This is a genomic window from Vibrio sp. 10N.247.311.47 (assembly GCF_041467535.1).
GTDB classification, from domain to species: Bacteria; Pseudomonadota; Gammaproteobacteria; order Enterobacterales; family Vibrionaceae; genus Vibrio; species Vibrio crassostreae_C.
In genome coordinates this window covers 16,944-42,049 of the sequence record NZ_JBFSUR010000011.1, presented here as the reverse complement: position 1 = coordinate 42,049, position 25,106 = coordinate 16,944, and the positions used below count along the sequence as shown (strand labels likewise).

The 25,106-nt window shown below is 44.9% G+C and carries 23 protein-coding genes; 2 read left to right on the top strand and 21 right to left on the bottom strand.

All coding sequences use genetic code 11. The features are described 5' to 3' along the window. Nucleotides 1–11 precede the first annotated feature (11 nt). Nucleotides 12–1,586 (top strand): LysM peptidoglycan-binding domain-containing protein, encoded by a 1,575-nt coding sequence (locus AB6E51_RS09530; RefSeq protein WP_017063374.1) that lies wholly within the window; start codon nt 12–14, stop codon nt 1,584–1,586. Then, a complete protein-coding gene (locus AB6E51_RS09525; protein ID WP_017060727.1) occupies nt 1,583–2,269 on the top strand; it encodes a YIP1 family protein in 687 nt (228 codons plus the stop codon). Before AB6E51_RS09530 ends, AB6E51_RS09525 begins: the two co-directional genes overlap by 4 nt. A 106-nt stretch (nt 2,270–2,375) precedes the next feature. Here AB6E51_RS09525 and AB6E51_RS09520 read toward each other — a convergent pair whose 3' ends face one another. The 21 genes from AB6E51_RS09520 to rpsB all read right to left on the bottom strand — a co-directional run bounded on the left by AB6E51_RS09520 (nt 2,376) and on the right by rpsB (nt 25,093). Further along, the gene (locus AB6E51_RS09520) at nt 2,376–3,218 is read right to left on the bottom strand and encodes an endonuclease/exonuclease/phosphatase family protein (RefSeq protein ID WP_017060728.1); all 843 of its coding nucleotides are present in this window, start codon (nt 3,216–3,218) and stop codon (nt 2,376–2,378) included. 61 nt (nt 3,219–3,279) lie between these two features. Further along, a complete protein-coding gene (glnB, locus tag AB6E51_RS09515) occupies nt 3,280–3,618 on the bottom strand; it encodes a nitrogen regulatory protein P-II (protein WP_017063373.1) in 339 nt (112 codons plus the stop codon). A gap of 130 nt (nt 3,619–3,748) precedes the next feature. Continuing rightward, nucleotides 3,749–4,072 carry a cytochrome c gene (locus AB6E51_RS09510; protein WP_170791809.1) on the bottom strand — a complete coding sequence of 108 codons (324 nt, stop codon included), beginning with the start codon at nt 4,070–4,072 and terminating at the stop codon, nt 3,749–3,751. 46 nt (nt 4,073–4,118) lie between these two features. After that, entirely contained in the window at nt 4,119–5,453 is a 1,335-nt protein-coding gene (gene tilS / locus AB6E51_RS09505; protein ID WP_102320147.1) for a tRNA lysidine(34) synthetase TilS, read from the bottom strand. 124 nt (nt 5,454–5,577) lie between these two features. Then, nucleotides 5,578–6,537 carry an acetyl-CoA carboxylase carboxyl transferase subunit alpha gene (accA, locus tag AB6E51_RS09500; RefSeq protein ID WP_017060731.1) on the bottom strand — a complete coding sequence of 320 codons (960 nt, stop codon included), beginning with the start codon at nt 6,535–6,537 and terminating at the stop codon, nt 5,578–5,580. Between the two features lie 45 nt (nt 6,538–6,582). Then, entirely contained in the window at nt 6,583–10,062 is a 3,480-nt protein-coding gene (dnaE, locus tag AB6E51_RS09495; protein ID WP_372058922.1) for a DNA polymerase III subunit alpha, read from the bottom strand. Between the two features lie 113 nt (nt 10,063–10,175). Beyond that, nucleotides 10,176–10,796 carry a ribonuclease HII gene (rnhB, locus tag AB6E51_RS09490; RefSeq protein WP_017063371.1) on the bottom strand — a complete coding sequence of 207 codons (621 nt, stop codon included), beginning with the start codon at nt 10,794–10,796 and terminating at the stop codon, nt 10,176–10,178. 33 nt (nt 10,797–10,829) lie between these two features. Then, nucleotides 10,830–12,026: a lipid-A-disaccharide synthase gene (gene lpxB, locus AB6E51_RS09485; protein WP_017066406.1), complete on the bottom strand. Its 1,197-nt coding sequence runs from the start codon at nt 12,024–12,026 to the stop codon at nt 10,830–10,832. 129 nt (nt 12,027–12,155) lie between these two features. Further along, a complete protein-coding gene (lpxA, locus tag AB6E51_RS09480; RefSeq protein ID WP_050644950.1) occupies nt 12,156–12,944 on the bottom strand; it encodes an acyl-ACP--UDP-N-acetylglucosamine O-acyltransferase in 789 nt (262 codons plus the stop codon). 1 nt (nt 12,945) lies between these two features. Beyond that, nucleotides 12,946–13,398 (bottom strand): 3-hydroxyacyl-ACP dehydratase FabZ, encoded by a 453-nt coding sequence (fabZ, locus tag AB6E51_RS09475; protein WP_009847408.1) that lies wholly within the window; start codon nt 13,396–13,398, stop codon nt 12,946–12,948. Nucleotides 13,399–13,491: 93 nt separating this feature from the next. Further along, nucleotides 13,492–14,523, bottom strand: coding sequence for a UDP-3-O-(3-hydroxymyristoyl)glucosamine N-acyltransferase (lpxD, locus tag AB6E51_RS09470; RefSeq protein ID WP_171732507.1), 1,032 nt, complete (start codon nt 14,521–14,523; stop codon nt 13,492–13,494). Between the two features lie 5 nt (nt 14,524–14,528). Then, entirely contained in the window at nt 14,529–15,038 is a 510-nt protein-coding gene (locus AB6E51_RS09465; RefSeq protein WP_019821612.1) for an OmpH family outer membrane protein, read from the bottom strand. 18 nt (nt 15,039–15,056) lie between these two features. Beyond that, nucleotides 15,057–17,462, bottom strand: coding sequence for an outer membrane protein assembly factor BamA (bamA, locus tag AB6E51_RS09460; RefSeq protein WP_017069384.1), 2,406 nt, complete (start codon nt 17,460–17,462; stop codon nt 15,057–15,059). Nucleotides 17,463–17,510: 48 nt separating this feature from the next. Next, the gene (gene rseP, locus AB6E51_RS09455; protein WP_017060736.1) at nt 17,511–18,869 is read right to left on the bottom strand and encodes a sigma E protease regulator RseP; all 1,359 of its coding nucleotides are present in this window, start codon (nt 18,867–18,869) and stop codon (nt 17,511–17,513) included. Further along, the gene (gene ispC, locus AB6E51_RS09450; protein WP_372058920.1) at nt 18,866–20,074 is read right to left on the bottom strand and encodes a 1-deoxy-D-xylulose-5-phosphate reductoisomerase; all 1,209 of its coding nucleotides are present in this window, start codon (nt 20,072–20,074) and stop codon (nt 18,866–18,868) included. The genes rseP and ispC overlap by 4 nt, the downstream gene beginning before the upstream one ends. A 51-nt stretch (nt 20,075–20,125) precedes the next feature. Then, complete coding sequence (locus AB6E51_RS09445) at nt 20,126–20,968, bottom strand: phosphatidate cytidylyltransferase (protein WP_017063365.1); 843 nt, start codon at nt 20,966–20,968, stop codon at nt 20,126–20,128. Between the two features lie 15 nt (nt 20,969–20,983). Further along, nucleotides 20,984–21,736, bottom strand: coding sequence for an isoprenyl transferase (locus AB6E51_RS09440; protein ID WP_017063364.1), 753 nt, complete (start codon nt 21,734–21,736; stop codon nt 20,984–20,986). Nucleotides 21,737–21,834: 98 nt separating this feature from the next. Further along, nucleotides 21,835–22,392, bottom strand: a complete 558-nt coding sequence (gene frr / locus AB6E51_RS09435) for a ribosome recycling factor (protein ID WP_017060741.1) — start codon at nt 22,390–22,392, stop codon at nt 21,835–21,837. Between the two features lie 98 nt (nt 22,393–22,490). After that, nucleotides 22,491–23,222, bottom strand: a complete 732-nt coding sequence (gene pyrH / locus AB6E51_RS09430; RefSeq protein ID WP_017060742.1) for a UMP kinase — start codon at nt 23,220–23,222, stop codon at nt 22,491–22,493. A 155-nt stretch (nt 23,223–23,377) separates the two neighbouring features. After that, nucleotides 23,378–24,223: a translation elongation factor Ts gene (tsf, locus tag AB6E51_RS09425; protein WP_010436487.1), complete on the bottom strand. Its 846-nt coding sequence runs from the start codon at nt 24,221–24,223 to the stop codon at nt 23,378–23,380. Between the two features lie 138 nt (nt 24,224–24,361). After that, complete coding sequence (gene rpsB / locus AB6E51_RS09420) at nt 24,362–25,093, bottom strand: 30S ribosomal protein S2 (protein WP_009847420.1); 732 nt, start codon at nt 25,091–25,093, stop codon at nt 24,362–24,364. Between the last annotated feature and the right edge of the window lie 13 nt (nt 25,094–25,106).

Sequence of the window (25,106 nt, the reverse complement as noted above, 5' to 3'; positions counted from 1 at the left end):
AAGGCTGTAACATGCGAGTTAAGTACAGCTGGGCTTTGGTATTACTACTTTCTGGTTGCCAATTAACTCAGTCAGAGAATCCAGACCAAGCTTCCGAGCAAACCAACACATCTCCTACTAAAGAAGTTTCTCAAGCGAACGTTTCATCAGAAGCAACAGCCAAAGAAGATCAAAAAGTTGAAGCACCTGTAGTTACTCCACAAACACAAGAAGATGTTTGGAAACGCATTGCGATGCAACTTGAAATGGAAGTGCCAGACCAAAAGAAGGTCGACTACTACCGAACTTGGTATCTCAAGCACCCGAGTCATCTAAAAACAGTATCAAAGCGTGCTGAACCTTTCTTGTATCTGATCACGACTAAGATTGAAGAAAAAGGCTTACCACTAGAATTGGCACTACTACCCGTTGTAGAAAGCTCTTTCGATGCGTTTGCCTACTCTCATGGCAGTGCTGCTGGTCTATGGCAATTCATTTCAGGCACTGGCAAAGACTACGGGCTTGAACAGAACTTTTGGTATGACGGCCGCCGCGATGTTGCCGCCTCTACCGACGCCGCATTGGACTTCCTCTCAGATCTTAACCGACGTTTCGATGGCGACTGGAATCATGCGATTGCTGCCTATAACAGTGGTGGTGGTCGAGTAAACAGCGCAATCCGCAAGAACAAGAAGCTTGGCAAGCCAATCGACTTTTTCTCTTTGGACTTACCAAAAGAGACCAGCAGCTATGTACCTAAACTGCTTGCTCTAGCAGATGTCATTGCCAACCAAGAAAAGTATGGCATCGATATTCCGGCGATCCCGAATAAGCCAGTGCTGACTCTGGTTAACCCTGAAGAACAGCTTGATTTAGCCATTGCTGCGAACTACGCAGGCATTCCTGTCAAAGAACTTCAAGGTTACAACCCGGCTTACAACCAATGGGCAACGGCACCAGAGAAACACCAACAACTATTACTTCCTTTAGATTCAGTTGAGAAATTCAACAAAGAAGTCGCTGCCAATAAAGGCAAAGGCATGAAGTTGGTGCGTTACAAGGTTCAATCTGGTGACAGCATTAGCGTACTGGCAAGCAAATATAACACCACCAGCAAAGTGATCCGCTCTGCAAACGGTTTGAGCAACAACAATATTCGTATTGGCCAGCACTTACTTATCCCAACATCCACCAAAGACGACAAGACATACGCCCTAAGCGCCTCAAACCGCCTAGCAAGCACACAGTCGAAGAGTCGTGGTCAATATAAGCTCAGCCATACTGTAAGAAGTGGTGACAGCCTATGGACGATTGCACGCGCAAATAAGGTCTCTCATCAATCACTGGCTAAGTGGAATGGCATGGGACCACGCGACACGCTTAGAGTTGGTCAAGAACTGGTCATTTGGAAGAACGGCTCAGACGGCGCCATCATCCGTACGATCTTTTATAACGTAAGATCAGGTGACACAGTCAGCGGTATTGCATCAAAGTTCAAAGTAAAAAGTACAGATGTTGTAAAATGGAACACTTTGCAGAACAAAAAATACCTACAGCCAGGACAAAAACTGAAGCTGTATGTTGATGTAACTAAGGTAAGTGTATGAACCCGTCAAGTAACCCACTCGTCATGCTGTTGGATATATTCCGTTCGCCAACAGCTTGTTTCTTAGCGCTTTATCAACGAAGTGCTTGGGGATGGCAACCCTACGTCGTATTAATGCTCAGCCCATTTTTGTTTTGGGGTGCTTATTTTTCGAATGTAGATTTTGCATGGTTAAGTGCAGAGCTCTCGCAGCAACTGGCTCAAACGAACCCTGACCAATTGGCGTTACTTGACAGCAATACCTTACTCGCAAGTGAAATCATCAGCGACGTATTTGGCCGAACATTAACCATCGTTCTATTGGCATTCTGGTTTAACCTAGCAACCAAGCCAAGCCAACATCAGCACAGCTTTTGGCGATGGTTTGCAGCGGCATCGGTTGTTATATTCCCAGCTGTTTTAGGTGATGTAGCAAGCTACGCAAGCCTGATACTCAAGCATGGACATGTGATGAACTACGCTGCCGACTTGAACAGCTTAAATGGCTTGATCAAGTTACCGCTAACTAATGATTGGTCACAGTTTGCTAGCTCATTACCACTGCTTCTGCCATGGTACATCGTGCTAGGTTATGCTGCGGTATTAACGTGGACTGAGTTTGAACGCGGGCAAGCGCTTGTGATTTCAGGCTTACCATGGGTTGGCTACTACCTAATCTGGGCGCTCTACATTTTAATCTTTTAAGTAGAAGAGATAAGGCTAGCGAAGACTCTCTAGCCTATTGTTCCGTTAGATTTCCCAAGGTAACCACCGTGCGAATGGTTAAGTTCCAATGACTAATAGCTAATCACTATTTAGCCTTAAAGGTCACTCGCATAGGGTTATGATCAGAAGCGTCCGTAATGGGCGCTTTTGCTTTTTCTACCTCTAGCCCTCGATAGAACACATGGTCGAGCACCAGTCCTGTAATGAACTGAGTTCTGTTATCTGGCTCAAAGGCAACTTCCGTCAAACCAACCTTCTCCAACGCATCTTTCAATACAGCAAAGCGAGCTTCACTCCAGCTATTAAAGTCCCCAGCAAAAATAACCGGCCCACGATACTTTTGCAGATTGTCAGTTAAGCTCTTGAGCTGAGCCTCGTAATCTTCCGTACCAAAGGTAAAGTTCACAGCGTGGATATTAATCACAGCCAGCTCTTCGCCATTGTTTAGTTGGTAACGCGACCAAAGCGCCGATTTAGGCAGTTGAAGCCAAGGTTCTTCATGAGTATAAGCACACGCTTCAATCGGTAAATGGGTTGCTAGGTTGAGTACCCCAGCACTTTGCTCAAAGGCCTCAAACGCATTAACACGTGTGCTTCCCCACTGTCCGCTCATTACCCATTGGCGAAGTCCTTCTGTCATACTAGCTTCTTGCAGCAAGACTAAATCGCTACCTGCCGACAGCTTATTTAACTCACTCTGCCAATTATTTCGGTTTTGCTTGTAGATATTCCACACCGTAATGTCTAAGCCATCAGACACATCAATCGCTTTCGGTGCAGAGTTTTGGTAGCAACTGTAGATGTCGTTACTGGTACTTTGAGAGGAAATGATCAGGTTGGGTTTATTCGGGATCACGAAGATAAAATGAAAACTAACGACAGCAAGCGTTATCAATAACGTGATAACAATGATGGTTTTCTTAAACATACAGCACCCTACCAGAGATGAAAAAGGAGCGATAAACGCTCCTTTTAGGGTAATAGTTTTTTTATACGGCGTCTTCGTCTTCTTCGCCAGTACGAATACGTACCACACGTTCAACTTCAGTAATGAAGATCTTACCGTCACCAATTTTACCTGTTTGAGCCGTCTCAATGATGGTATCAACACATTGGTCAGCCACTTCGTCGGTCACAACGATTTCTAGTTTCACTTTAGGTAAAAAGTCGACCATGTACTCTGCGCCGCGGTATAGCTCAGTATGACCTTTTTGACGTCCAAAGCCTTTAACTTCAGATACTGTCATACCCGTAATACCCACTTCTGCAAGTGCTTCACGTACATCATCAAGTTTGAATGGCTTGATAATGGCTTCAATCTTTTTCATGTTCATCCCTTAAACTGTGCGAATGGCTCATTATCGGTTAGCTATAGTAAACATTCAATGAAAAAAGCCAGAGCTTTAAAGCTCTGGCTCGAAATTTATCATCTTGTTTAATCAGCGCTTTGAGAAGGTTTTACTTAAGGCTTGCGTAGTAAGCGGCTAGATTCGCGATGTCTTCATCACTCAGCATTGAAGCTTGAGCCTGCATTACAGCGGCCAAACCGCCGGTGCGCTGGCCATTCTTATAGGCCTTAATTGATGAAGCGATGTATTGCTCGTTTTGACCTTTAAGGTTTGGATAGCCAGGGATCACTGCGATACCGTCTGCACCATGACATGCCGCACAGATTGCTGCTTTAGCTTGACCCGCAGCAACATCAGCCGCCAGAGCGTTACCACTCAATAGTCCAAATCCAAGAACTAATCCTAGTGTAATTTTCTTCATTGCATATTCCATTAATTATTTTTATTAAAGTGACGGTGAATTGTGACATAAACTTTTTCTACTTGCTCCAAAGCGCTTCACAATCTTGACCTTCGTAGTTTTTATCTACGAATAAGCCTAAAACAGCGATCACTCGATCGCCATCCATTAATATCGGCGTTCTGCGTCTTAACCAACTGGGTACTTGGTACTCTTGAAACAACTTCTTAAGCTTCCTGCTATGACCGCGCCCAACAGGGTGTGCTGACAATCCCTCAGGGTTAAATATCACTCGCAGTGTTCCTCTCGTTGTGTTGAGACTAAAATGTTGCGCATCACAGTGGTTAGATACACCATCACTCGCCGCTGAAGTTAAGTGTAGTTCCCCTAAACCGTCAGGCAAAACTAAGCTCTCTTCCATCGAGATATCACTTTGCCAGTTCGACAAGTCTTTGGTCTCTTTGACGACATAGAGCTGATGATTAAAACGTCTAACCTCAACCTCATTCAACACCAGCTTAGGGTTGGCGTCTGCCTGAGCACATGCCACCTCATCCCATATAAGTTTGAGCTGCTTTTGGCTCGGCATCGGTTGATTACAGCGGCTCAGCCACATTCTTAATAAGCGTGCACGCAGTAAATCAGAGTGCTGAGATAATACCTCAATACTTAAGCTGTGCTTCTCAGTCAAAGCTTGTTGTAAGTGAGATTCTAACAACTCATCCAACAGTAACTCTTGCTCTGCACATAGCTGAGCACTACGACTGACCGATTCTCGAAAACTAGGCCAACGCTCGGTCAGTGTCGGAGTGACTTGATGACGAATAAAATTACGGTCAAAGCGAACGTCTTGATTACTCTCATCTTCTACCCAAGTTAAAGCCATATCGCGCGCCGCCACTTCAATATCCGTTCTCGTCACCGACAGCAGTGGGCGAACGATATGAGCACCTGAAAATGGCATCACTTTCGCCATTGAAGAGAGCCCTTTCGGACCACTGCCACGCTTAAGAGCTAACAAGAAGGTCTCGACTTGGTCATCGATGTGCTGGCCTGTCACTAACACATCACCTTGTCTAATATGCTTTTTAAGGGCTTGGTATCGCGCGTCTCGAGCCAGCTTTTCAACGCTTTCTCCACGGCTAATATCTAGCGAGACTCGTTCAATGAACAAGGATACCGACAAAGCATCACACCATGTTTTGCACTGCTCTGCCCAATAATCAGCATTGTTGCTTAAGCCGTGGTGAACATGTACCGCACAGCAATCGATGTGATGGGACTTAGCGAATTGGGCAGCCAACTCCAACAACACTCGTGAATCGACACCACCACTGAAAGCGACGATCAACCGACAAGGCTTAAGCGCGCTTTGATCAAGTACAGATGTGAAGGTATCAATTAAGTGTGTCATGAGGCTAATAAACCAAGAGATCGTGTGTTAAGGGATAATGTTTTAATAATAAAAAAGGGTTGGCACTGAGTCCAACCCTTTCATCATTTGTTCGTATAGCTAGCCTTATCGCTAAGGCAAGTTATCAGCAGTAGCCGTAGCTCATTAGACGCTGGTAACGACGCTCAAGCAGCGTTTCGTTATCAAACTGCTCTAGCTCTTCTAGCTGTTTAACTAACATGTCTTTCATGTTTTGAGCGGTTTGTGCAGGGTCGCGGTGCGCGCCACCTAGAGGCTCAGGAATGATTTCGTCGATAAGCTCAAGCTCTTTAAGACGAGGAGCAATCAGGCCCATCGCTTCAGCTGCTTGTGGTGCTTTATCTGAATCGCGCCATAAGATTGAAGCACAACCTTCTGGAGAGATTACTGAGTACGTAGAGTACTGAAGCATGTTCACGTAGTCACCAACACCAATCGCTAGTGCACCACCAGAACCGCCTTCACCCACAACGTTACAGATAACAGGAACTGAAAGGCCAGCCATCACTTTTAGGTTTTTAGCGATAGCTTCAGATTGACCACGCTCTTCAGCACCAACACCTGGGTATGCGCCCGCTGTGTCGATGAAAGTAATAATAGGCATGTTGAAACGCTCAGCAGTTTCCATTAGACGTAGCGCCTTACGGTAACCTTCTGGCTTTGGCATACCAAAGTTACGGATCACTTTCTCTTTAGTCTCACGACCTTTCTGGTGACCAATAACCATAACAGGACGGCCATTTAGACGAGCCATACCACCCACAATAGCTTTGTCGTCAGCGTAAGCGCGATCGCCCGCCATCTCTTCAAACTCTGTGAATGCATGCTCCAGGTAATCTTTGGTGTAAGGACGTTGAGGGTGACGAGCAAGTTGAGCTACCTGCCATGCACCTAAGTCACTAAAGATTTTCTGTTTAAGCTCTAAGCTTTTTTTCTCTAGTTGTTCGATTTCTTTGTCTAGATCTACCGCTGTGTCACCACCGTGACGCGAAACGTCACGTAGCGCTTCGATTTTTGCTTCAAGTTCAGCGATAGGCTTTTCAAATTCTAGAAAGTTCAGGCTCATCTATGAATCCTTGTTGATTCAGCTCCGCATTCGCGAAGCTAAATTTTAGTTAAATTCGAGTTCTACTTGGCTATTTCCAAGCAGCTGTTTTAATTCGTCTAGTAATGTATCACTTGGCGTCACGCGCCATTCTGTGCCCAATGTTAACCGCGCTCTAGCGTCGGCACGCTGGTAGTATACATTGACTGGGACCGTTCCGGCTCTATAAGGTTCTAAGATTTGACTAAAGCGTTCAAAAAATTGACCGTTAATTTGGGATTGGTCGATAGATATCGACACCCCACGAGCATATTTCTCACGGGCGCTTCCTAAGTCCATGACCTCGCGCGCGGACATTTTAAGCCCGCCATTGAAATCATCAAAGCTGACCTGTCCGGAAACGACCACAATTTTGTCTTTTTCGAGCAATTCTGCGTAGCGATCGAGCGCATCCGAGAACAACATCACTTCCATTCGGCCCGAACGGTCATCAAGTGTCATCAAACCAATTCGCGTGCCGCGCTTCGTCGTCATCACTCTCGCAGCAATCACCAAGCCTGCAATTGTTAGTGATTGGTCACGACGCGTTGGCGTGGCATCTTTCAAACGACAGCTAGTGTATTTCGCTAACTCTTTGATGTAAGCGTTAACCGGGTGACCCGTTAAATACAAACCAAGCGTTTCACGTTCACCCTCAAGCCAAATCTTCTCAGGCCATTTAGGCACTTGGGTATACTTGTGTTCAACCTCTTCCGGAGCGTCGGTCAACACGCCAAACATATCAGATTGACCAAAAGACTCGGCATGGTGATGTTGACTCGCTGCCTTCACCGCATCTTTCAAAGATGCCATCATTGCCGCTCGGTGAGGACCTAATCTATCTAAGGCTCCGGATAGAATCAACTTTTCGATAACACGTTTGTTGACCTTCTTCAGATCAAGGCGTGCACAGAAGTCGAATAAGTCTTTAAAGTAACCGCCTTTATTTCGCGCTTCAATGATCGCTTCAATAGGGCCTTCACCGACCCCTTTGATCGCACCGATGCCATAAACAATCGCGCCATCTTCATCCACATTGAAACGGTATAAACCTGAGTTGATATCTGGTGGTAAAAGCTTGAGCTTCATACGGAAACATTCATCAACAAGGCCGATAACCTTCTCGGTGTTATCCATATCCGCTGTCATTACCGCAGCCATAAATTCCGCTGGGTAGTGCGTTTTCAGCCATAGCGTTTGATAAGAAACCAGTGCGTATGCGGCCGAGTGAGATTTGTTAAAGCCGTAGCCCGCAAATTTCTCTACCAAGTCAAAGATCTTCATGGCCAGTTCGCCATCAACACCATTGGCTTCAGCGCCCTCTTTAAAGGTACCACGCTGCTTTGCCATCTCTTCTGGCTTTTTCTTACCCATCGCACGACGCAACATATCCGCTCCGCCAAGCGTATAACCAGCGAGGATCTGTGCGATTTGCATTACCTGTTCTTGGTACAGGATGATGCCGTACGTAGGTTCTAGTGTCTCTTTAAGCGATTCGTGCTGCCACGTTTCATCTGGGTATGAAACCGCTTCTCGGCCGTGCTTACGGTCGATAAAGTTATCTACCATGCCTGATTGCAGAGGACCCGGACGGAACAAGGCTACCAATGCGATAATATCTTCAAAACAGTCCGGTTGTAGACGTTTGATCAGGTCTTTCATACCACGCGATTCCAGCTGGAATACCGCGGTGGTTTCAGAATTTTGTAATAGGTTAAATGACGCTTGGTCATCAAGAGGAATCGACTCGATACGAACCGGCTCTTTGCCTTCTTTCTTCAGGCGAGGGTTTACAAGGCCTAACGCCCAATCGATGATGGTCAGAGTACGTAGACCCAAGAAGTCGAACTTAACCAAACCGGCGGTTTCAACGTCATTCTTATCGAATTGCGTTACTGGGAAGTTACCTTCTGCATCGGCATAGATTGGCGCAAAATCGGTGATCGTGGTGGGTGAGATAACAACACCGCCCGCGTGCTTACCGGCATTTCGCGTACAACCTTCAAGGATGCGACACTTATCGATCAGCTCACGAACTTCTTCATCGCCATCGTAAAGCTCTGGCAATGCAGGTTCAGCAAGGAATGCTTTCTCTAGCGTCATACCCGGATCTGGCGGTACAAGCTTTGAAATTCGATCGACGAAACCAAACGGGTGGCCCAATACACGGCCTACATCGCGGATTACCGCTTTTGCCGCCATGGTACCAAAGGTGATGATCTGAGAAACAGCATCACGACCGTACATCTCAGCCACGTGATCAATAACTTGGTCACGCTTATCCATACAGAAGTCGATATCGAAATCGGGCATGGATACACGTTCTGGGTTCAAGAAACGTTCGAAAAGTAGATCGTATTCAAGTGGATCGAGATCGGTGATATCCAAGGCGTAAGCGACTAGAGAGCCGGCACCAGAACCACGGCCAGGACCTACTGGCACATCGTTGTCTTTTGACCACTGGATGAACTCCATTACGATCAAGAAGTAACCTGGGAAACCCATGTTGTTAACAACTTCGAGCTCAATCTTGAGTCGCTCATCGTATTCCGGTCTGCGCTCAGCACGCACTTTTTCATCTGGGAATAGGAACGCTAGACGTCGCTCAAGGCCTTCTTCAGATTTCTTGATCAAGAAGTCTTCAATCGCCAAACCTTCCGTTGGGAAGTTAGGCAGGAAGTACTCGCCCAGACGAACCGTTACATTACAACGCTTAGCAATCTCAACACTGTTCTCAAGTGCTTCAGGGATATCGGAGAACAACTCGCACATCTCTTCTTCGCTACGAAGATACTGTTGCGCGCTGTAATTTTTAGGACGACGAGGATCGACCATAGTGAAACCATCATGAATTGCCACGCGGATTTCATGGGCATCAAACAGGTCTTCAGTTAGGAATACTACTTCGTTGGTTGCAACAACAGGCAAGTCTTCCTGCTCAGCCAGTTCCAACGCAAAGTGCAGGTAAGACTCTTCATCCGGACGCCCAGTACGAATGAGCTCCAAATAAAAACGGTCTGCGAAATGTGTTTTGTAAAACTCAACGCTGCTTGCAACCAACTCTCGATTGCCTTTCAGCAGCGCCTTACCAATCTCACCCTCTTTTGCTCCCGATAGAAGAATCAGGCCTTCGGCATGTTCAATCAGCCACTCTTTATCAATAACAGGCTGATGTTGAACATGACCACGAAGGTAAGCTTTTGAAATCAATAATGTTAGGTTGTTATAACCTTTATTATTCGTTGCAATAACAGTGAGCTTGGTTAATTCATCGCCAAAATCCGGAGACTGCATCAAGAAGTCAGCACCAATAATAGGTTTAACCCCACACCCATGGGCAGTACCGTAAAACTTCACCAAACCACACAGGTTGGTAAAGTCGGTCAATGCTAGAGCAGGCATACCCATTTCAGCGACTTTTTTAACTAATGGTGGCACCTTGGATAGGCCATCCACCATCGAAAAGTCACTGTGTACGCGTAGGTGAACAAATTTTGGATCTGACATTATTTTTCCTGAGTTCTAGGTTTGAGCCTAGGATTACAACTGTGTGTATTCTATTTTTTTCTAATACAAGTTAGCAACTTTATTCGATGCTAAGCTCTAGTTAACGTAAAGCTCTAATCTATACCAAGAATACGTTTTACTGGCTTAAAGCTCTTGCGGTAATGCTCGGTTACACCATGTTTTTCAATCGCTTCGAAATGCGCTTTGGTCGGGTAACCTTTATGCTTAGCAAAACCAAACTCTGGATGAAGTTTATCAAGATCTTCCATCTCTTGGTCACGAACGACTTTTGCGATAATAGACGCCGCACTGATTTCAGCCACTCGCAAGTCCCCCTTCACAATCGCAAGACCATCCATCGGCAGTTCTGGGACTCGGTTTCCATCTATCAACGCCATATCAGGTTGAACGCTCAACCCCGCGATAGCTCGCTGCATAGCAACCATCGTCGCTTGCAGAATATTCAACTCATCAATTTCTTGTGGAGAACAACGACCGACAGACCACGCCAAAGCTTTCTCTTTGATTTCAGGAAGTAACGCAAGACGCTTTTTCTCAGACAATTTCTTTGAGTCGTTCAAGCCTTCGATTGGGTTGTTTGGATCAAGGATAACCGCAGCGGTCACCACGTCGCCAACCAAAGGGCCACGCCCTACTTCATCCACGCCAGCAAACAGCTGGTAACCTTGCGGGTATTCAAATGGAGGAAGCTCTTTTTTTTCTTTTACTGCCATAACTAATCTCTTAATGTTCTGTAAATAAGCGCTTTATGCTTCAACAAAAGGTCGGTCAATCAATTTCAATACTGCGTTAGCGGCTTGTTTGTCTGCGTCTTTGCGGATCCAGTGATGCATCTCGGTAAAGCGTTTGATCAAGGCACTGTTATCGGCTGATAGCATTTTATCGACAGACGGGAACAAAAAGTCTGGGTGGCACTCTTCAAGAATATGCTCTTTCACGATCTCTTCACCAGCCAAAATATTCGGCAGTGACACAAACTCAGTGATCGCCAACTTCTTAACAATGTAACCCGTCAGCTTATTTACTTTGTAACCAACCACCATAGGGCGTTTAAGCAACATACATTCAAGAGCCACGGTACCTGAAGCCAAGAGCACAGAATCAGCGGCGGTAATCACGTTGGTTGCCGTATCTTCGACTAACGTGAATTCAAGCTCAGGTGCGGTCGATTGCCAGATTTCAGTAAACTGCTTTTTACGCTGCTCGTTAACGAGCGCAACAACAAAATTGATATCCGGATACTTCTGCTTGATACGTTGGCAAGTTTCGATAAATGGCTGAGCAATCAAACCCATCTCACCACCACGACTACCCGGTAATACGGCTAACCACTGCTTGTCTTGATCAAGACCTAACAGCTCTCGAGCATCTTGTTTACTAGGCTCTAAAGGAATCGCGTCTGCCAACGTGTGACCAACAAACTCACAGGCAACGTTATATTTATCGTAGAACGCTTTTTCGAACGGCAAGAAAGCCAAGACTAAGTCGGTTGCTTTGTCGATTTTAAAGATACGCTTTGGACGCCAAGCCCACACTGAAGGGCTCACGTAATGCACCGTTTTGATACCAGCGTTCTTAAGGTCTAACTCAAGCCTTAGGTTGAAATCGGGCGCGTCGATACCGACAAAGACATCGGGTGGATTTTGAGTGAAATACTTAACCAGCTCTGCTTTTACTTTTAACAAGCGAGGTAAACGGCCAAGCACTTCAACTAAGCCCATAACGGCCAGCTCTTCCATCTCGAAAAGAGACTCACAACCTAGGGCTTTCATTTTCGGCCCGCCAATGCCAACGAACTCTGCATTCGGGTATTGTGATTTGATCGCTTTGATAAAGCCTTCACCAAGCGTATCGCCAGACAGTTCGCCGACAACAATGCCTACGCGCAATGGTTCATTCGAAACGAAGTCCGAGCTATTGGTTGCTGCTTCTTGCTGTGCCATAGTTTTTCAATTCCCTTGTTGCCTAAAACAAAAAAGACCGCCTAACGAGTAGCGATCTTTTTGTTATACCATTCTGATGAAGTAGTTATTGCCATACTCACATTGATTGGTACATAACCATATCGAGTATTAACGAATAATACCGCGCTCAGAGTTCTCTAGCATTTCAAGCATAGGCGCTACCGAAGTAAACTCTTTTGCCATTTCAACTAAAGCCGCTTTCGCTTCTTCAAGTGTTTTACCTGAACGGTATAGCTCTTTGTACGCCTTCTGTAGTGCACGAATTTCAGGTTTTTCAAATCCGTTACGCTTCAAACCTACTAGATTAAGACCGAATGGAGCCGCGTGGTTACCCTGTGCAAGCACGTACGGCAGTACATCTTGAACAACTGCAGAACAACCACCAATGTATGCGTAAGCACCAATTGAGCAGAATGGGTGAATCGCAGAAAGTGCCATAACACCAGCGTAGTCGCCAACCGTTACATGACCGCCAAGAATAGCGTTGTTACCAATGTGAGTGTGGTTACCAACAATAACATCGTGCGCTACGTGAGCATTAACACAAAGTAAGTTGTCATCACCAATCACTGTGGTTGCTTTGTCTTGAACCGTACCACGATGGATTTGAACCGCTTCACGAATTACGTTGCGATCACCGATCACAACTGTTGTGTCTTCGCCGCCGTATTTCTTATCTTGGTTTTCTTCACCGATAACAGCGTGTGGGAAGATACGGTTTTCTTTACCAATGGTTGTGTGACCTTTGATCACAACGTGCGACATCACTTCAGTGTCGTCACCAATTGTCACGTTACCAGCAATGTAAGTGAAAGGCCCAACCGTCACGTTAGCACCGATAGTTACATCACCTTCGATTACTGCTGCCGGGTGAATTTTCGCTGTTTCATGAATCATATTAAAACTCTCTACGAGCACATTTAAGTTCAGCTGAACATACAACTACGCCGTCAACCTTAGCAACACCATTAAACGATGCGATGCCACGACGTTCTTTTAAGAATTCAACTTCGATAACCAGTTGGTCACCAGGTACTACTGGCTTACGGAATTTTGCTTTATCAACACTTGCAAAGTAGTAAAGCTCGTTGCCAGAAGGCGCACCAAAAGATTTAAATGCTAGAAGGCCTGTTGCTTGTGCCATTGCTTCTAAGATCAACACGCCTGGGAATACAGGAAGTTGTGGGAAGTGGCCTGTGAACTGAGGTTCGTTAACAGAGACATTCTTAATCGCAGTCAGTGTTTTTTCTTTTTCAAAGCTAGTCACACGATCAACCATTAAGAATGGGTAGCGATGAGGTAATAGTTCCTGAATTTCAGTAATGTTCATCGTTGTCTGTTCAGTAGTCAAAGTCGTATTCCTATATATATTCTTTATTTAATTAGAAGGATTATAAACGAAAAAGACTCGCTGTACGCGAGCCTTTTATTAGAAATGCTGGAATTATGATTCCGCGCTCTTCTCGATAAGTTTTTCAACGGTTTTCAAACGCTTGTTCATTTCATCAATTCGATGAACACGCGTTGCTGTTTTACGCCAATCTTTATTTGGCTGTAAAGGAATACCTGAAGAGTACATGCCTTTCTCAGTGATGCTGCGCATTACCATCCCCATACCGGTGATTGTAACGCCATCAACGATTTCAATGTGACCATTAATCACACTGCCGCCACCAATAATACAGTACTTACCTATCGTCGTGCTGCCTGCGATGATAGTACCACCCGCAAGAGCAGAACCATATCCGATGTGAACATTGTGAGCAATTTGAAGTTGGTTATCTAAGATAACGTTATCTTCAATGATTGTGTCATCTAATGCACCACGGTCAATGGTAGTACACGCGCCGATTTCTACGCGGTTACCAATGCGAACAGAACCCACTTGCGGGATCTTAACCCACTCACCTTTCTCGTTCGCATAGCCAAAGCCATCAGAGCCAATAACAGTACTTGATTGGATCAGACATCCTTCACCAATCACAACTTCATGGTAAACACTTACGTTAGCCCACAGCTTAGTGCCTGCGCCAATTTTTGCATTTTTACCAATAAAGCAACCAGCACCGATGATCACATCATCACTAAGTACTACACCAGACTCAATCACAGCGTTCGCGCCAATAGACACATTTTGTCCAATGGTTGCTTCGCTAGAGATTGAAGCAGAATCAGCAATAGCCGCTGCGGGAGCAGGAGTAGTATCAAGCGCTTGAGCAACTTTAGCAAAAGCAACATAAGGGTCATTAACCACAATCACGTTAGTCTTGCACAGTTCACGCTCACTCTCTTTAACCATAATAGCGGACGCTTTACAGTCACCTAGGTGCTTGCTGTACTTCACGTTAGAAAGGAACGTAATGTTACCTTCTTGCGCTTTATCCATCGGAGCGACTGCTGAAACGGTAATTGTACCATCTCCGTGTAGCTCTCCCCCGGTAATCGTTGCCAATTCGGCTAAAGTCAGATTCTTCATAAAACTTATTTCAGTGCTTTAATTACTTTCTCAGAGATGTTGTATTCTGGCTTGCCGTATTGCAGAGCTTGAATATCAACGATCATGTCGTAGCCTTCTTTCTCTGCAACTTTCGTTACAGCATCTTGAATCACTTTGAATAGCTTCTGCTTCTCTTGTGCTTCACGACGTTGGCTTGCTTTTTCTAGTGCTTGAGCTTTGATTTTGTACTTGCTGTCTAGTTGGCCTACTTCGATACGTAGCTTCTCAACTTCGTCAGGACCTAGTAGCTCGCCATCACGCTTAAGCTTTTCAATCTTCGTTTTAGCTTCAGCTTGAATGCTCTGTAGCTCAGCTGCTTTGTCTTTGAACTCTTCCTGCATTTTTTGAAGAACAACTTCACGCTGAGGTAGAGCCTGGAATACTTGTGCAGTGTTTACATAACCCACTTTTTGCGCAGCTTCAGCAGCTGTTGCAAAGAAAGAAGAGCTAAGAACTACAAGGCCTAAACCTGCTGCTTTAATCATATTTTTCAAATTATTGTCCTTTAAATATTAGAAAGTTCTACCAATGGTGAATGTGAAGAATTCCTCATCATCACCTTCGTAAACTTTAATTGGTTTCGCTAGAGAGAAAACCAGTGGGCCCATCGGTGACATCCATTGAAGGGCTGCACCATAAGATGAACGGTAATTTGTTGGATCAGAGTAATCGTAGTAGTACTGGCCGCCACTGTTAGGTGCGCCACGGTCTACGAACTCGGTATCCCATACACTTGCCATATCGAAGAAGACACTGGTACGAATTTGGCTGCGCGCTTCATCAGAAGCAAACGGCGTTGGTACAATTAACTCTAAGCTTGCTAAGGCAACCGCGTTACCACCCACTGAATCATCAGTAGCGGTATCATAGGTTGGGTTATTACCTGTGCTGCTGCCGTAAACGGCTTTCGGGCCAGCTGAGTTAGAGCCAAAACCACGTAGGGTTGTAAAACCACCTGCGTAGTAGTTCTCGTAGAATGGGAACAAGTTATCGTTACCATCTGTTTGACCATAACCATTACCATAGCCTAATCGGCCGCGCATCAATAGTGTGAACTCATGCTTTTTGGTCAGCGGGATGTAATGTTTTACATCGTACTGCATTTTGAAGTACTGAGCATCAGAGCCTGGTACCGTCATTTTAGCGAAAGCACGTTGGTGGTTACCCTCTGTTGGGAAGAAACCACGGTTCAAGTTGTTACGCGTCCAAGAGATATTGATATCGAAGTCATCAGTTAAGATGTGCTCATCACCGTATTGGTCGATACTTCTCGCAAACTGTTCAACCTGGATATAAGTCGGTACGTTACCGATCTTGTTGTGCGTATAGCCAACACCGAACTCAATGCGGTTCAGCTCATCCATAGGGAAACCCCAGGTTAAGCTCGTACCATAACTTTGGTTGGTATAGTCGACGATGCCCGCTTCAGAGGCTTCAAATTCGTTGTAGAAGATCTTACCGCCTAAGCTCACACCATCCAGGTTCCAGTATGGGTCACGGTAGTCTAAGCTCACGTTTTTTTGGTAATCGTTCATCATGGCACTTACGCCAACACGGTTACCAGAGCCCGCAAAGTTGTCTTGTTGCAGGCCAACTTGGAAACTCACACCAGATTCAGTACCGTAGCCGACACCAAAGTTGATACTGCCTGAGTTCGCTTCCTTAACGTTGTAAACCAAATCAACTTGGTCTTCACTGCCAGGAACACGCACTGTTTGTACATCAACCGTTTCAAAGAAACCTAAACGGTTAAGACGGCTCTTACCGGTATCAATGGACTTAGAGTTAAGCCAGCTGCCTTCCATTTGACGCATTTCACGACGCAGTACTTCGTCTTTCGTTGAGTTGTTACCCGTGAATCGAATATCACGAACATAGATACGGCTGCCCGCTTCTACATTGATAACCAACGACACTTCTTTGGTCTCATCGTCAAATTCAGGAATCGTGCGAACTTGTGGGTACGCGTAGCCAGATTCACCAAGAATTCGTTTTACGTTCTCTTCCAAAGACGTTACCGAAGAACCGTTGTACGTATCGCCGTCTTCGAATGGCACTAACGCTTCGAAGTCAGCCTCACGACCGATTAATTCACCACGGAAAGAGACATCTTTAACGGTGTAGGCTTCGCCTTCATCGAGGCCAAGCGTGATGTAAACACCTTTTTTGTCTGGAGAGATCGCCACCTGCGTAGAGTCAACCTTAAACTTAAGGTAACCACGGTCAAGGTAGTAAGATTTCAGCGCTTCGATATCACCGGCTAATACTTGCTTTTGGTATTTTTCATCCGCAAGGAAATTCCACCATGCAACATCAACATTCAGATTGAAACGACTAAGCAGTTCAGAGTCAGAGAAGACTTCATTACCGATAAAGTTGATTTGCTGAATCTTAGCGGATACGCCCTCAGTAAACACAAACTTAAGGTCAGAACGGTTACGTGGCAGAGGTGTCACAACCGCTTTTACTGTCGCGTTGTACTTACCAACACTGTAGTAAAAATCTTCAAGGCCTTTTTCAATGTTACTCAGCGTAGTACGGTCAAGGGCTTCACCTTCACGAACACCAGACGCATCTAGGTTCTGCTGAAGCTGTTCTTCTTTAATCGCTTTATTACCAGAGAATGAGATGCTTGCGATGGTCGGTCGTTCTTGAACTTGAACAATCAATACACCTTCATCACGAAGTACTTTAACGTCCTCAAAGTTGCCCGAAGCATACAATGCACGAATGATCTCAGACACATCGCTTTCATCTACTTCATCGCCAATACGTACTGGCATTTTCAGTAGAGCTGCACCAAGTGCAACACGCTGTAAACCTTCGATCTTGATATCTTGAACTACAAAGTTTTGTGCTCCGTTCGCAGCCACACTAGTGGCCAATAGACTTGCGAACAGAATTTGCTTAATCGCCATACTTATTCTAATTATTCCTTGCTACTACCAATGCCTGTGAGAAACCATTCACAGACGAGTAAAATCGTTAAATATTGCCAGAGCCATCAATGAGAAGAGGATTGCCCCTCCCACTCTGTATCCCATTTCCTGAACTTTCTCAGGTACCGGTTTACGAGTAACGGCCTCAATAGCGAAAAACAGCAAATGTCCGCCATCAAGCATAGGCAGCGGAACCAAATTAATAATCCCTAAGTTAACACTAATCAGAGCCAAAAAGCCCAAGAAGTAAACCAGACCATAATCGGCGGTTGTACCTGCACCTTTAGCGATTGAAATAGGGCCACTCAAGTTGTTTAAGCCAACATCACCAACGATGAGCTTCTTAAGCATTGTCAGTGTCAATCCAATGATTTGACCTGTTTTATCAAATGCTTTTCCTACAGACTCAATTACACCAAATTGTAACTCAAAGCGATAATCTTCTGGCCATTCTGCGACTTCCGGAGCAATACCTGCATAGCCGATTGTCGAACCATCAGAAAGCTCTCGACTTTTTGGTGTCATAACCAATGACTGCTCGGCACCATTTCGCAATACGACCAAGTCCAATGATGTCATTGGATTAGCACGAATTAACTCAACAACCGACTGCCACTGTTCAATAGGTTGCCCGTTAATCTCAACAATTTTATCGCCAGCTTCAAGACCTGCATCGTATGCAGCGCCATCATCAATGATTTGAGCCAGTACGGTCGATATCTCTGGAGAATACGGTCTAAAGCCCAGCGTTGTCATTGCAGATTCAGTTTCTGGGTTGAACGACCAGTCTGAAATATCCAATGTCATTTGTTGCTCAAAGCCGATGTCGTCTTGAGAAGCAACCGTCACTGTCATGGATTGATCACCAATGTGCGATATCAACCCCATATTGACTGATTCCCAATCTGCGGTTTTGATTCCTGAAATAGATTTAAGTTCCATTCCAGTTTCAATTCCGGCTTGTGCAGCAATAGATTGTGGAGTGACTTCACCAATCACGGGCTTAACCGCGGGTACGCCAATCAAAAATACTAACCAATACGCGAACACCGCAAAGATAAAGTTGAATGCAGGGCCTGCACCCACAATCGCCGTTCGTTTCCAAAGCGGCTTCTTGTCGAAAGCGTATTGCTGTTGATCTTCAGAAAGATCGTCAACACGACCATCGAGCATCTTAACGTAGCCGCCCAGTGGAATCACTGATAAGCTGTATTCAGTACCATCACGGCCCACTTTACTCCAGATTGATTTACCAAAACCAATCGAGAATTTTTCAACTTTCACACCACAACGACGAGCGACCCAGAAGTGTCCAAACTCATGAACAGCAACCAGAATGCCAAGCGCTACGATAAAAGATGCGAAGTTCCACAGAATTCCACTCATGTTAGCTGCTCTTTAATAAATTGAATGGCTATTTGACGAGACATATTATCGAGCTCGAGAAGGCTTTCCAAGCTATCTAAGCCCTCAGAGTTATGTTGTTCACATACTTTGCTCATAACGTGTTCGTTAATGACAGCAATATCGGTAAACTTCACCTGATTGTTCAAGAAAGCATCGACCGCGATCTCGTTTGCTGCATTAATGGCTGTTGTCGCATGCTGACCTAAGTAGCACGCTTCAATCGCTAACCTCAAACACGGGTAACGACTGAAATCTGGTTCTAAGAAGGTAAGCTCACCCACTTTAGTAAAGTCTAAAGGCTTAACACCCGCCTCGGTACGATTAGGGTAAGACATCGTCAAAGCGATTGGCGTCGCCATATCCGGTTCGCCCATTTGAGCAAGTACAGAGCCATCCTTGTACTGGACCATAGAATGAATCACAGACTGAGGATGAATAATCACTTTTAACTGCTCTTGCGAGGCATTAAATAACCATTTCGCCTCAATGTACTCTAAGCCCTTATTCATCATAGTCGCTGAATCGACCGAGATCTTAGGACCCATAGACCAGTTAGGGTGTGCAATTGCGCGTTCAGGAGTCACTGATTCGAGTTCAGCCACATCGGTATAACGGAAAGGACCACCCGAACCAGTCAAAAGAATATGGTTGATACCGTTCTCTTCTAAATCACAACGACCTAGGTTAGTTTGTACGCTTTGAGGTAAACATTGAAAGATAGCATTATGTTCACTATCGACTGGAAGTAGTTCTGCACCGTACTTTGCTACCGCATCAATAAACAACTGCCCAGACATTACCAAGGCTTCTTTATTAGCAAGCAAGATACGCTTACCAGCCTTAACCGCAGACATAGTAGGAAGTAAACCTGCCGCACCAACAATCGCAGCCATTACCGTATCCACTTCCTCTAAAGAAGCAACCTGACACATGCCTTCAGTGCCTGAAAGTACTTTTACGTTAGGGTAACTCACGGACAACACTTCAGTCAGTTGAGACGCTGCATCAGAGCAAGCCATAGCAACATAGCTTGGTTGCCACTTTTCAACTAACGCCAGCATCTTTTCAACATTCGAGCCTGCAGCCAGTGCAACCACTGAATAGAGATCTGGGTTTTGCTCAACGACTTTTAGTGTACTTGCACCAATTGAGCCGGTAGCGCCAAGGATAGTTAGATTTCGCATCACATATGACCGTAGAAATGTAATAAAGGGCAGAATCACTGCCCTTTTTTATTAGAATGCTAAATAAAGCAGAGCAAAGACAGGGAATGCAGCCGTTAAGCTATCTATTCTATCTAGTATACCACCATGACCAGGAATCAGATTACTGCTGTCTTTCACCCCAGAAACACGCTTAAACATGCTTTCAACAAGGTCACCTAGAACAGAAATAACAACGGTCACAAGGGTAATAACAATCATGTGAAGTGGGCTTGTGAATTGGATGTCAAACAAGTCAGCAAAGATCCAAGCCACGATCACCGCAGTAATAATGCCACCGATAAGACCTTCAATCGTCTTATTAGGGCTTACCGCTGGTGCCATTTTACGCTTACCAAAACTCTTTCCTGAAAAGTATGCGCCGCTATCTGCAGCCCAAACAAGCAAGCAAACAAACATCACCAGTTTAGCACCGTGGTAAGGATCAGCATCGATACCGTTAGCACGCAGGATAACCACACTCCAGAAGAATGGCAGCAGAGTCAGCACACCAAAGGCGTGACGAAGAAGAGAAGAGTCTTTCCATGCAGGCATAGACTTAGGATAAGTCACCGCCATGCCACTCGCGATTACCCACCAAATCGAGCCAATCGTTAGAATGGCGTAGTGAGCAGTAGACAAGTTATTAAGGCTAAATGCATCAAAAGGGATAAAAGCAAAACTTGCAGCACTTACCACAACCGTTGGAATCAACGCTACATAACGTGATTTGCTTTCAACAAACTGAGTCCACTCCCAAAAACCCAATAGCGAGATTACCGCTAGTGAAAGAATAAATGTAGGAAGTGATAACTCGAAAATACCTAGAATAACTAGGGGAGCTAAAATCAACGCCGTAATAATTCGTTGTTTCAAACCAAAAAATCCTTATTAACTGTCCATCAGAGCTTTAATTTGCTCACCGGTGCATCCAAAACGACGCTCACGGTTAACAAACCAAGTCACAGCTTCTACTAAGCTGTCTTCATTAAAGTCTGGCCAGAATTGTTCAGTGAAATACATTTCGGCGTAAGCCAACTGCCAAAGCATAAAATTACTAATGCGGCATTCGCCACTGGTACGGATAAGTAGATCGACTTCAGGAATATCTGCCATTGTCAGGTGCTGTGTAATCATAGCTTCATCAATGTCATCTACATTAATATCACCAGACTTTACCTGTTGAGCAATAGAGGTCATTGCTTGCTGAATATCCCACTTACCACCGTAGTTAGCTGCAATATTAATAACCATACCCGTATTGGTGCTAGTCAAAGCTTCCGCTTCTTCTATCTTCTTTTGTAGTCGATCATTGAAACGACTTTTATCACCAATAACACGAAGTTGTAGATTATTTTTATGAAGCTTTTTAACTTCACTCGACAGCACTGAAATAAACAGTTCCATCAAGATACCGACTTCTTCTTCAGGACGACGCCAGTTTTCGCTACTAAATGCAAAAAGAGTAACGGCTTTAATGCCAAGTCTGGCTGCAGAAGAGATAGTTTTACGAACGGCTTGAACACCGTTTTTATGGCCAAAGACGCGAGGCTTGCCCTGAGCTTTTGCCCAGCGACCATTACCATCCATAATGATAGCAATGTGTTTAGGAAGAGAGTCTGTGAACGCTTGAGAATTATGCATAAAAGAGTGAATCAAATTCTAATAGTCGAACAGAGTAGCATAAAAAAACGCTGCACCGTGAGTACAGCGTTTTTCCGGAAAGAAAAGAATATGGAAAATTAAACTTCCATCAACTCTTTTTCTTTAACAGCTAGAACTTCGTCTACGTTCTTAACCGCAGCGTCAGTTAGCTTTTGAATTTCGTCTTGTGCTTTACGATCTTCATCTTCAGAGATTTCTTTATCTTTAAGAAGTGCTTTTAGATCGCCATTCGCGTCACGACGGATGTTACGGATAGCAACACGGCCACCTTCAGCTTCGCCACGAACGATTTTAACTAGGTCTTTACGACGCTCTTCCGTTAGCGGTGGAAGTGGAACACGGATAACTGTACCCGCAGACATAGGGTTTAGGCCTAGGTCAGATGTCAGGATTGCTTTTTCAACTAGAGGAGTCAGCGTTTTATCAAACACTGTAATAGCTAGTGTACGTGCATCTTCAGCGATAACGTTAGCTACTTGAGTCAAAGGCGTTGGAGCACCGTAGTACTCAACAGTAAGACCAGAAAGTAGGCTCGGGTGCGCACGGCCTGTACGAATCTTTTGCAGGCTGTTTTTTAGTGCATCAACACTTTTTACCATGCGCTCTTGAGCGTCTTTTTTGATTTCGTTAATCACAATTTCACCTTGATTATGTTCTTTCTTCAAGAAAGCTTTTTATTTGGAGTGATAAGGATAAGCTTGCCAAGGTACAACACCTCAGTAAGCCCGAAAAATTAGTCAGCGTCGCTGATTAATGTACCTTCAGTTTCACCCATAACCACGCGACGTAGTGCGCCTGGTTTATTCATGTTAAATACACGGATTGGCATTTTGTGATCACGTGCTAGCGTAAATGCAGCCAAGTCCATTACTTTAAGTTCTTTATCAAGAACCGTATTGTAAGACAACGTATCATACAACTCTGCGTCTGGGTTTGCTACAGGGTCAGAAGTAAATACACCATCTACTTTTGTCGCTTTTAGAACTACGTCAGCTTCGATTTCGATACCACGTAGACATGCAGCAGAATCCGTAGTGAAGAATGGGTTACCCGTACCAGCAGAGAAGATCACAACGCGACCTTGACGTAGTTGGCTGATTGCATCTGCCCAGTTGTAGTCGTCACACACACCTTTAAGAGGGATTGCAGACATTACACGTGCGTTTACGTAAGCACGGTGAAGAGCGTCACGCATTGCAAGGCCGTTCATTACCGTTGCAAGCATACCCATGTGGTCACCAACAACGCGGTTCATGCCAGCTTCAGCAAGACCAGCACCACGGAACAAGTTACCGCCACCGATAACAACACCAACTTGAACGCCTAGTTCAACCAATTCTTTTACTTCTTGAGCCATACGATCAAGGATCGTTGGGTCAATACCAAAACCTTCTTCGCCTTGTAGCGCTTCACCGCTAAGTTTTAACAGAATACGTTGATACACTGGTTTAGGGTTCGTAGTCATGGAGTTTACCTTCCAAAGAGTTGATGATTAACAGTCATGGATAAAAACTGAAGAGCTCAGTTTGCATTCATAACAGCTAAAAGTCGGAAATAATTCATTATTCATAAAAAGACCGCAGCATTTGCCACGGTCTTTTTCAAACAATACGCTAAGGATTAACCTTTTTGTACCGCAGCAACTTCGTCAGCGAAGCTCATTTCAGCCGCTTTCTCGATGCCTTCACCAACTTCTAGACGTACGAAGTCAGATACTGAAGCGCCTTTCTCTTTCAGGATAGCGCCAACAGTTTGCTTAGGCTCCATGATGAAAGCTTGACCAGTTAGAGAGATTTCGCCCGTGAATTTCTTCATACGGCCAACAACCATTTTCTCTGCGATTTCAGCTGGTTTGCCTTCGTTCATAGCGATTTCAACTTGAACTGCTTTTTCTTTCTCAACTACGTCTGCAGGTACGTCTTCTGGGTTTAGGAACTCAGGACGTGATGCAGCAACGTGCATTGCAACGTGCTTAAGCGTTTCAGCTTCGCCTTCACCAGCAACAACAACACCGATTTTCTCGCCGTGACGGTAAGAAGCTAGTGCAACACCTTCAACGAATTGTACGCGACGGATGTTGATGTTTTCACCGATCTTAGTTACTAGTGCAATACGCGCTTCTTCAAATTTAGCTTGAAGAGCAGCGATTTCTAGACGTTCTGCTAGAGCAACTTCAGCAACTTCGTTAGCGAATGCAAGGAAACCTGCATCTTTAGCTACGAAATCAGTTTGGCAGTTAACTTCAAGAAGAGCAGCTGCGCCGTTTGCTTCTTTGATGATGATTGCGCCTTCAGCAGCAACGTTACCAGCTTTTTTAGCTGCTTTCGCTGCGCCAGATTTACGCATGTTTTCAATTGCTAGCTCGATGTCGCCTTCAGCAGCAACAAGTGCTTTTTTACATTCCATCATGCCCGCAGCTGTGCGTTCACGAAGTTCTTTAACTAGAGCTGCAGTTACAGTTGCCATTCTCTATTCCTCAGTAAATTCTAAAAAAGATAAAAAACAGGGGCCTAATTAATTGGCCCCTGATATTGACTGTATTCAGTCCGTTAAGCCACCGATTATGACCGCTTAATATGAACTAAATATGGCTCAGAGCCGCTATTATTCAGCTTCTACAAAACCGTCTTTTTCAGCAGCTACAGCAGCAACATCTTTGTTACGACCTTCTTTAACCGCGTCTGCAGCAGCGTTTAGGTAAAGCTGTACTGCACGGATTGCATCATCGTTACCTGGGATAACGAAGTCAACGCCGTCTGGGTTAGAGTTAGTATCAACTACAGCGTAAACTGGGATACCTAGGTTGTTTGCTTCTTTAACTGCGATGTGTTCGTGATCAGCATCGATTACGAATAGAGCGTCTGGAAGGCCGCCCATGTTCTTAATACCACCAAGAGATTTCTCTAGCTTCTCCATTTCACGAGTACGCATTAGAGCTTCTTTCTTAGTAAGCTTGTCGAAAGTACCGTCTTGAGCTTGCGCTTCAAGTTCTTTCAGACGCTTGATAGACTGACGAACAGTTTTGTAGTTCGTTAGCATACCGCCTAACCAGCGGTTGTTAACGTAGAACTGGTTGCTGTTGATAGCAGCTTCTTTAACAGCTTCAGATGCAGCGCGCTTAGTACCAACAAAAAGAACTTTACCTTTCTTCTCGCCAACTTTAGCAATTTCAGCTAGAGCGTCGTTGAACATTGGTACAGTTTTTTCTAGGTTGATGATATGTACTTTGTTACGAGCACCAAAGATGAATGGCTTCATTTTTGGGTTCCAGTAACGAGTTTGGTGACCGAAGTGAACACCAGCTTTAAGCATATCGCGCATTGATACAGTTGCCATTTTAAAATCCTCT

What these genes read in the sequence shown, in the direction of transcription:
- AB6E51_RS09530 (WP_017063374.1), top strand. Translation starts at nt 12, where the DNA reads ATGCGAGTTAAGTACAGCTGGGCTTTGGTATTACTACTTTCTGGTTGC.
- AB6E51_RS09525 (WP_017060727.1), top strand. Translation starts at nt 1,583, where the DNA reads ATGAACCCGTCAAGTAACCCACTCGTCATGCTGTTGGATATATTCCGT.
- AB6E51_RS09520 (WP_017060728.1), bottom strand. Translation starts at nt 3,218, where the DNA reads ATGTTTAAGAAAACCATCATTGTTATCACGTTATTGATAACGCTTGCT.
- glnB (WP_017063373.1), bottom strand. Translation starts at nt 3,618, where the DNA reads ATGAAAAAGATTGAAGCCATTATCAAGCCATTCAAACTTGATGATGTA.
- AB6E51_RS09510 (WP_170791809.1), bottom strand. Translation starts at nt 4,072, where the DNA reads ATGGAATATGCAATGAAGAAAATTACACTAGGATTAGTTCTTGGATTT.
- tilS (WP_102320147.1), bottom strand. Translation starts at nt 5,453, where the DNA reads ATGACACACTTAATTGATACCTTCACATCTGTACTTGATCAAAGCGCG.
- accA (WP_017060731.1), bottom strand. Translation starts at nt 6,537, where the DNA reads ATGAGCCTGAACTTTCTAGAATTTGAAAAGCCTATCGCTGAACTTGAA.
- dnaE (WP_372058922.1), bottom strand. Translation starts at nt 10,062, where the DNA reads ATGTCAGATCCAAAATTTGTTCACCTACGCGTACACAGTGACTTTTCG.
- rnhB (WP_017063371.1), bottom strand. Translation starts at nt 10,796, where the DNA reads ATGGCAGTAAAAGAAAAAAAAGAGCTTCCTCCATTTGAATACCCGCAA.
- lpxB (WP_017066406.1), bottom strand. Translation starts at nt 12,026, where the DNA reads ATGGCACAGCAAGAAGCAGCAACCAATAGCTCGGACTTCGTTTCGAAT.
- lpxA (WP_050644950.1), bottom strand. Translation starts at nt 12,944, where the DNA reads ATGATTCATGAAACAGCGAAAATTCACCCGGCAGCAGTAATCGAAGGT.
- lpxD (WP_171732507.1), bottom strand. Translation starts at nt 14,523, where the DNA reads ATGAAGAATCTGACTTTAGCCGAATTGGCAACGATTACCGGGGGAGAG.
- bamA (WP_017069384.1), bottom strand. Translation starts at nt 17,462, where the DNA reads ATGGCGATTAAGCAAATTCTGTTCGCAAGTCTATTGGCCACTAGTGTG.
- rseP (WP_017060736.1), bottom strand. Translation starts at nt 18,869, where the DNA reads ATGAGTGGAATTCTGTGGAACTTCGCATCTTTTATCGTAGCGCTTGGC.
- ispC (WP_372058920.1), bottom strand. Translation starts at nt 20,074, where the DNA reads ATGCGAAATCTAACTATCCTTGGCGCTACCGGCTCAATTGGTGCAAGT.
- AB6E51_RS09440 (WP_017063364.1), bottom strand. Translation starts at nt 21,736, where the DNA reads ATGCATAATTCTCAAGCGTTCACAGACTCTCTTCCTAAACACATTGCT.
- pyrH (WP_017060742.1), bottom strand. Translation starts at nt 23,222, where the DNA reads ATGACTACGAACCCTAAACCAGTGTATCAACGTATTCTGTTAAAACTT.
- tsf (WP_010436487.1), bottom strand. Translation starts at nt 24,223, where the DNA reads ATGGCAACTGTAACTGCAGCTCTAGTTAAAGAACTTCGTGAACGCACA.
- rpsB (WP_009847420.1), bottom strand. Translation starts at nt 25,093, where the DNA reads ATGGCAACTGTATCAATGCGCGATATGCTTAAAGCTGGTGTTCACTTC.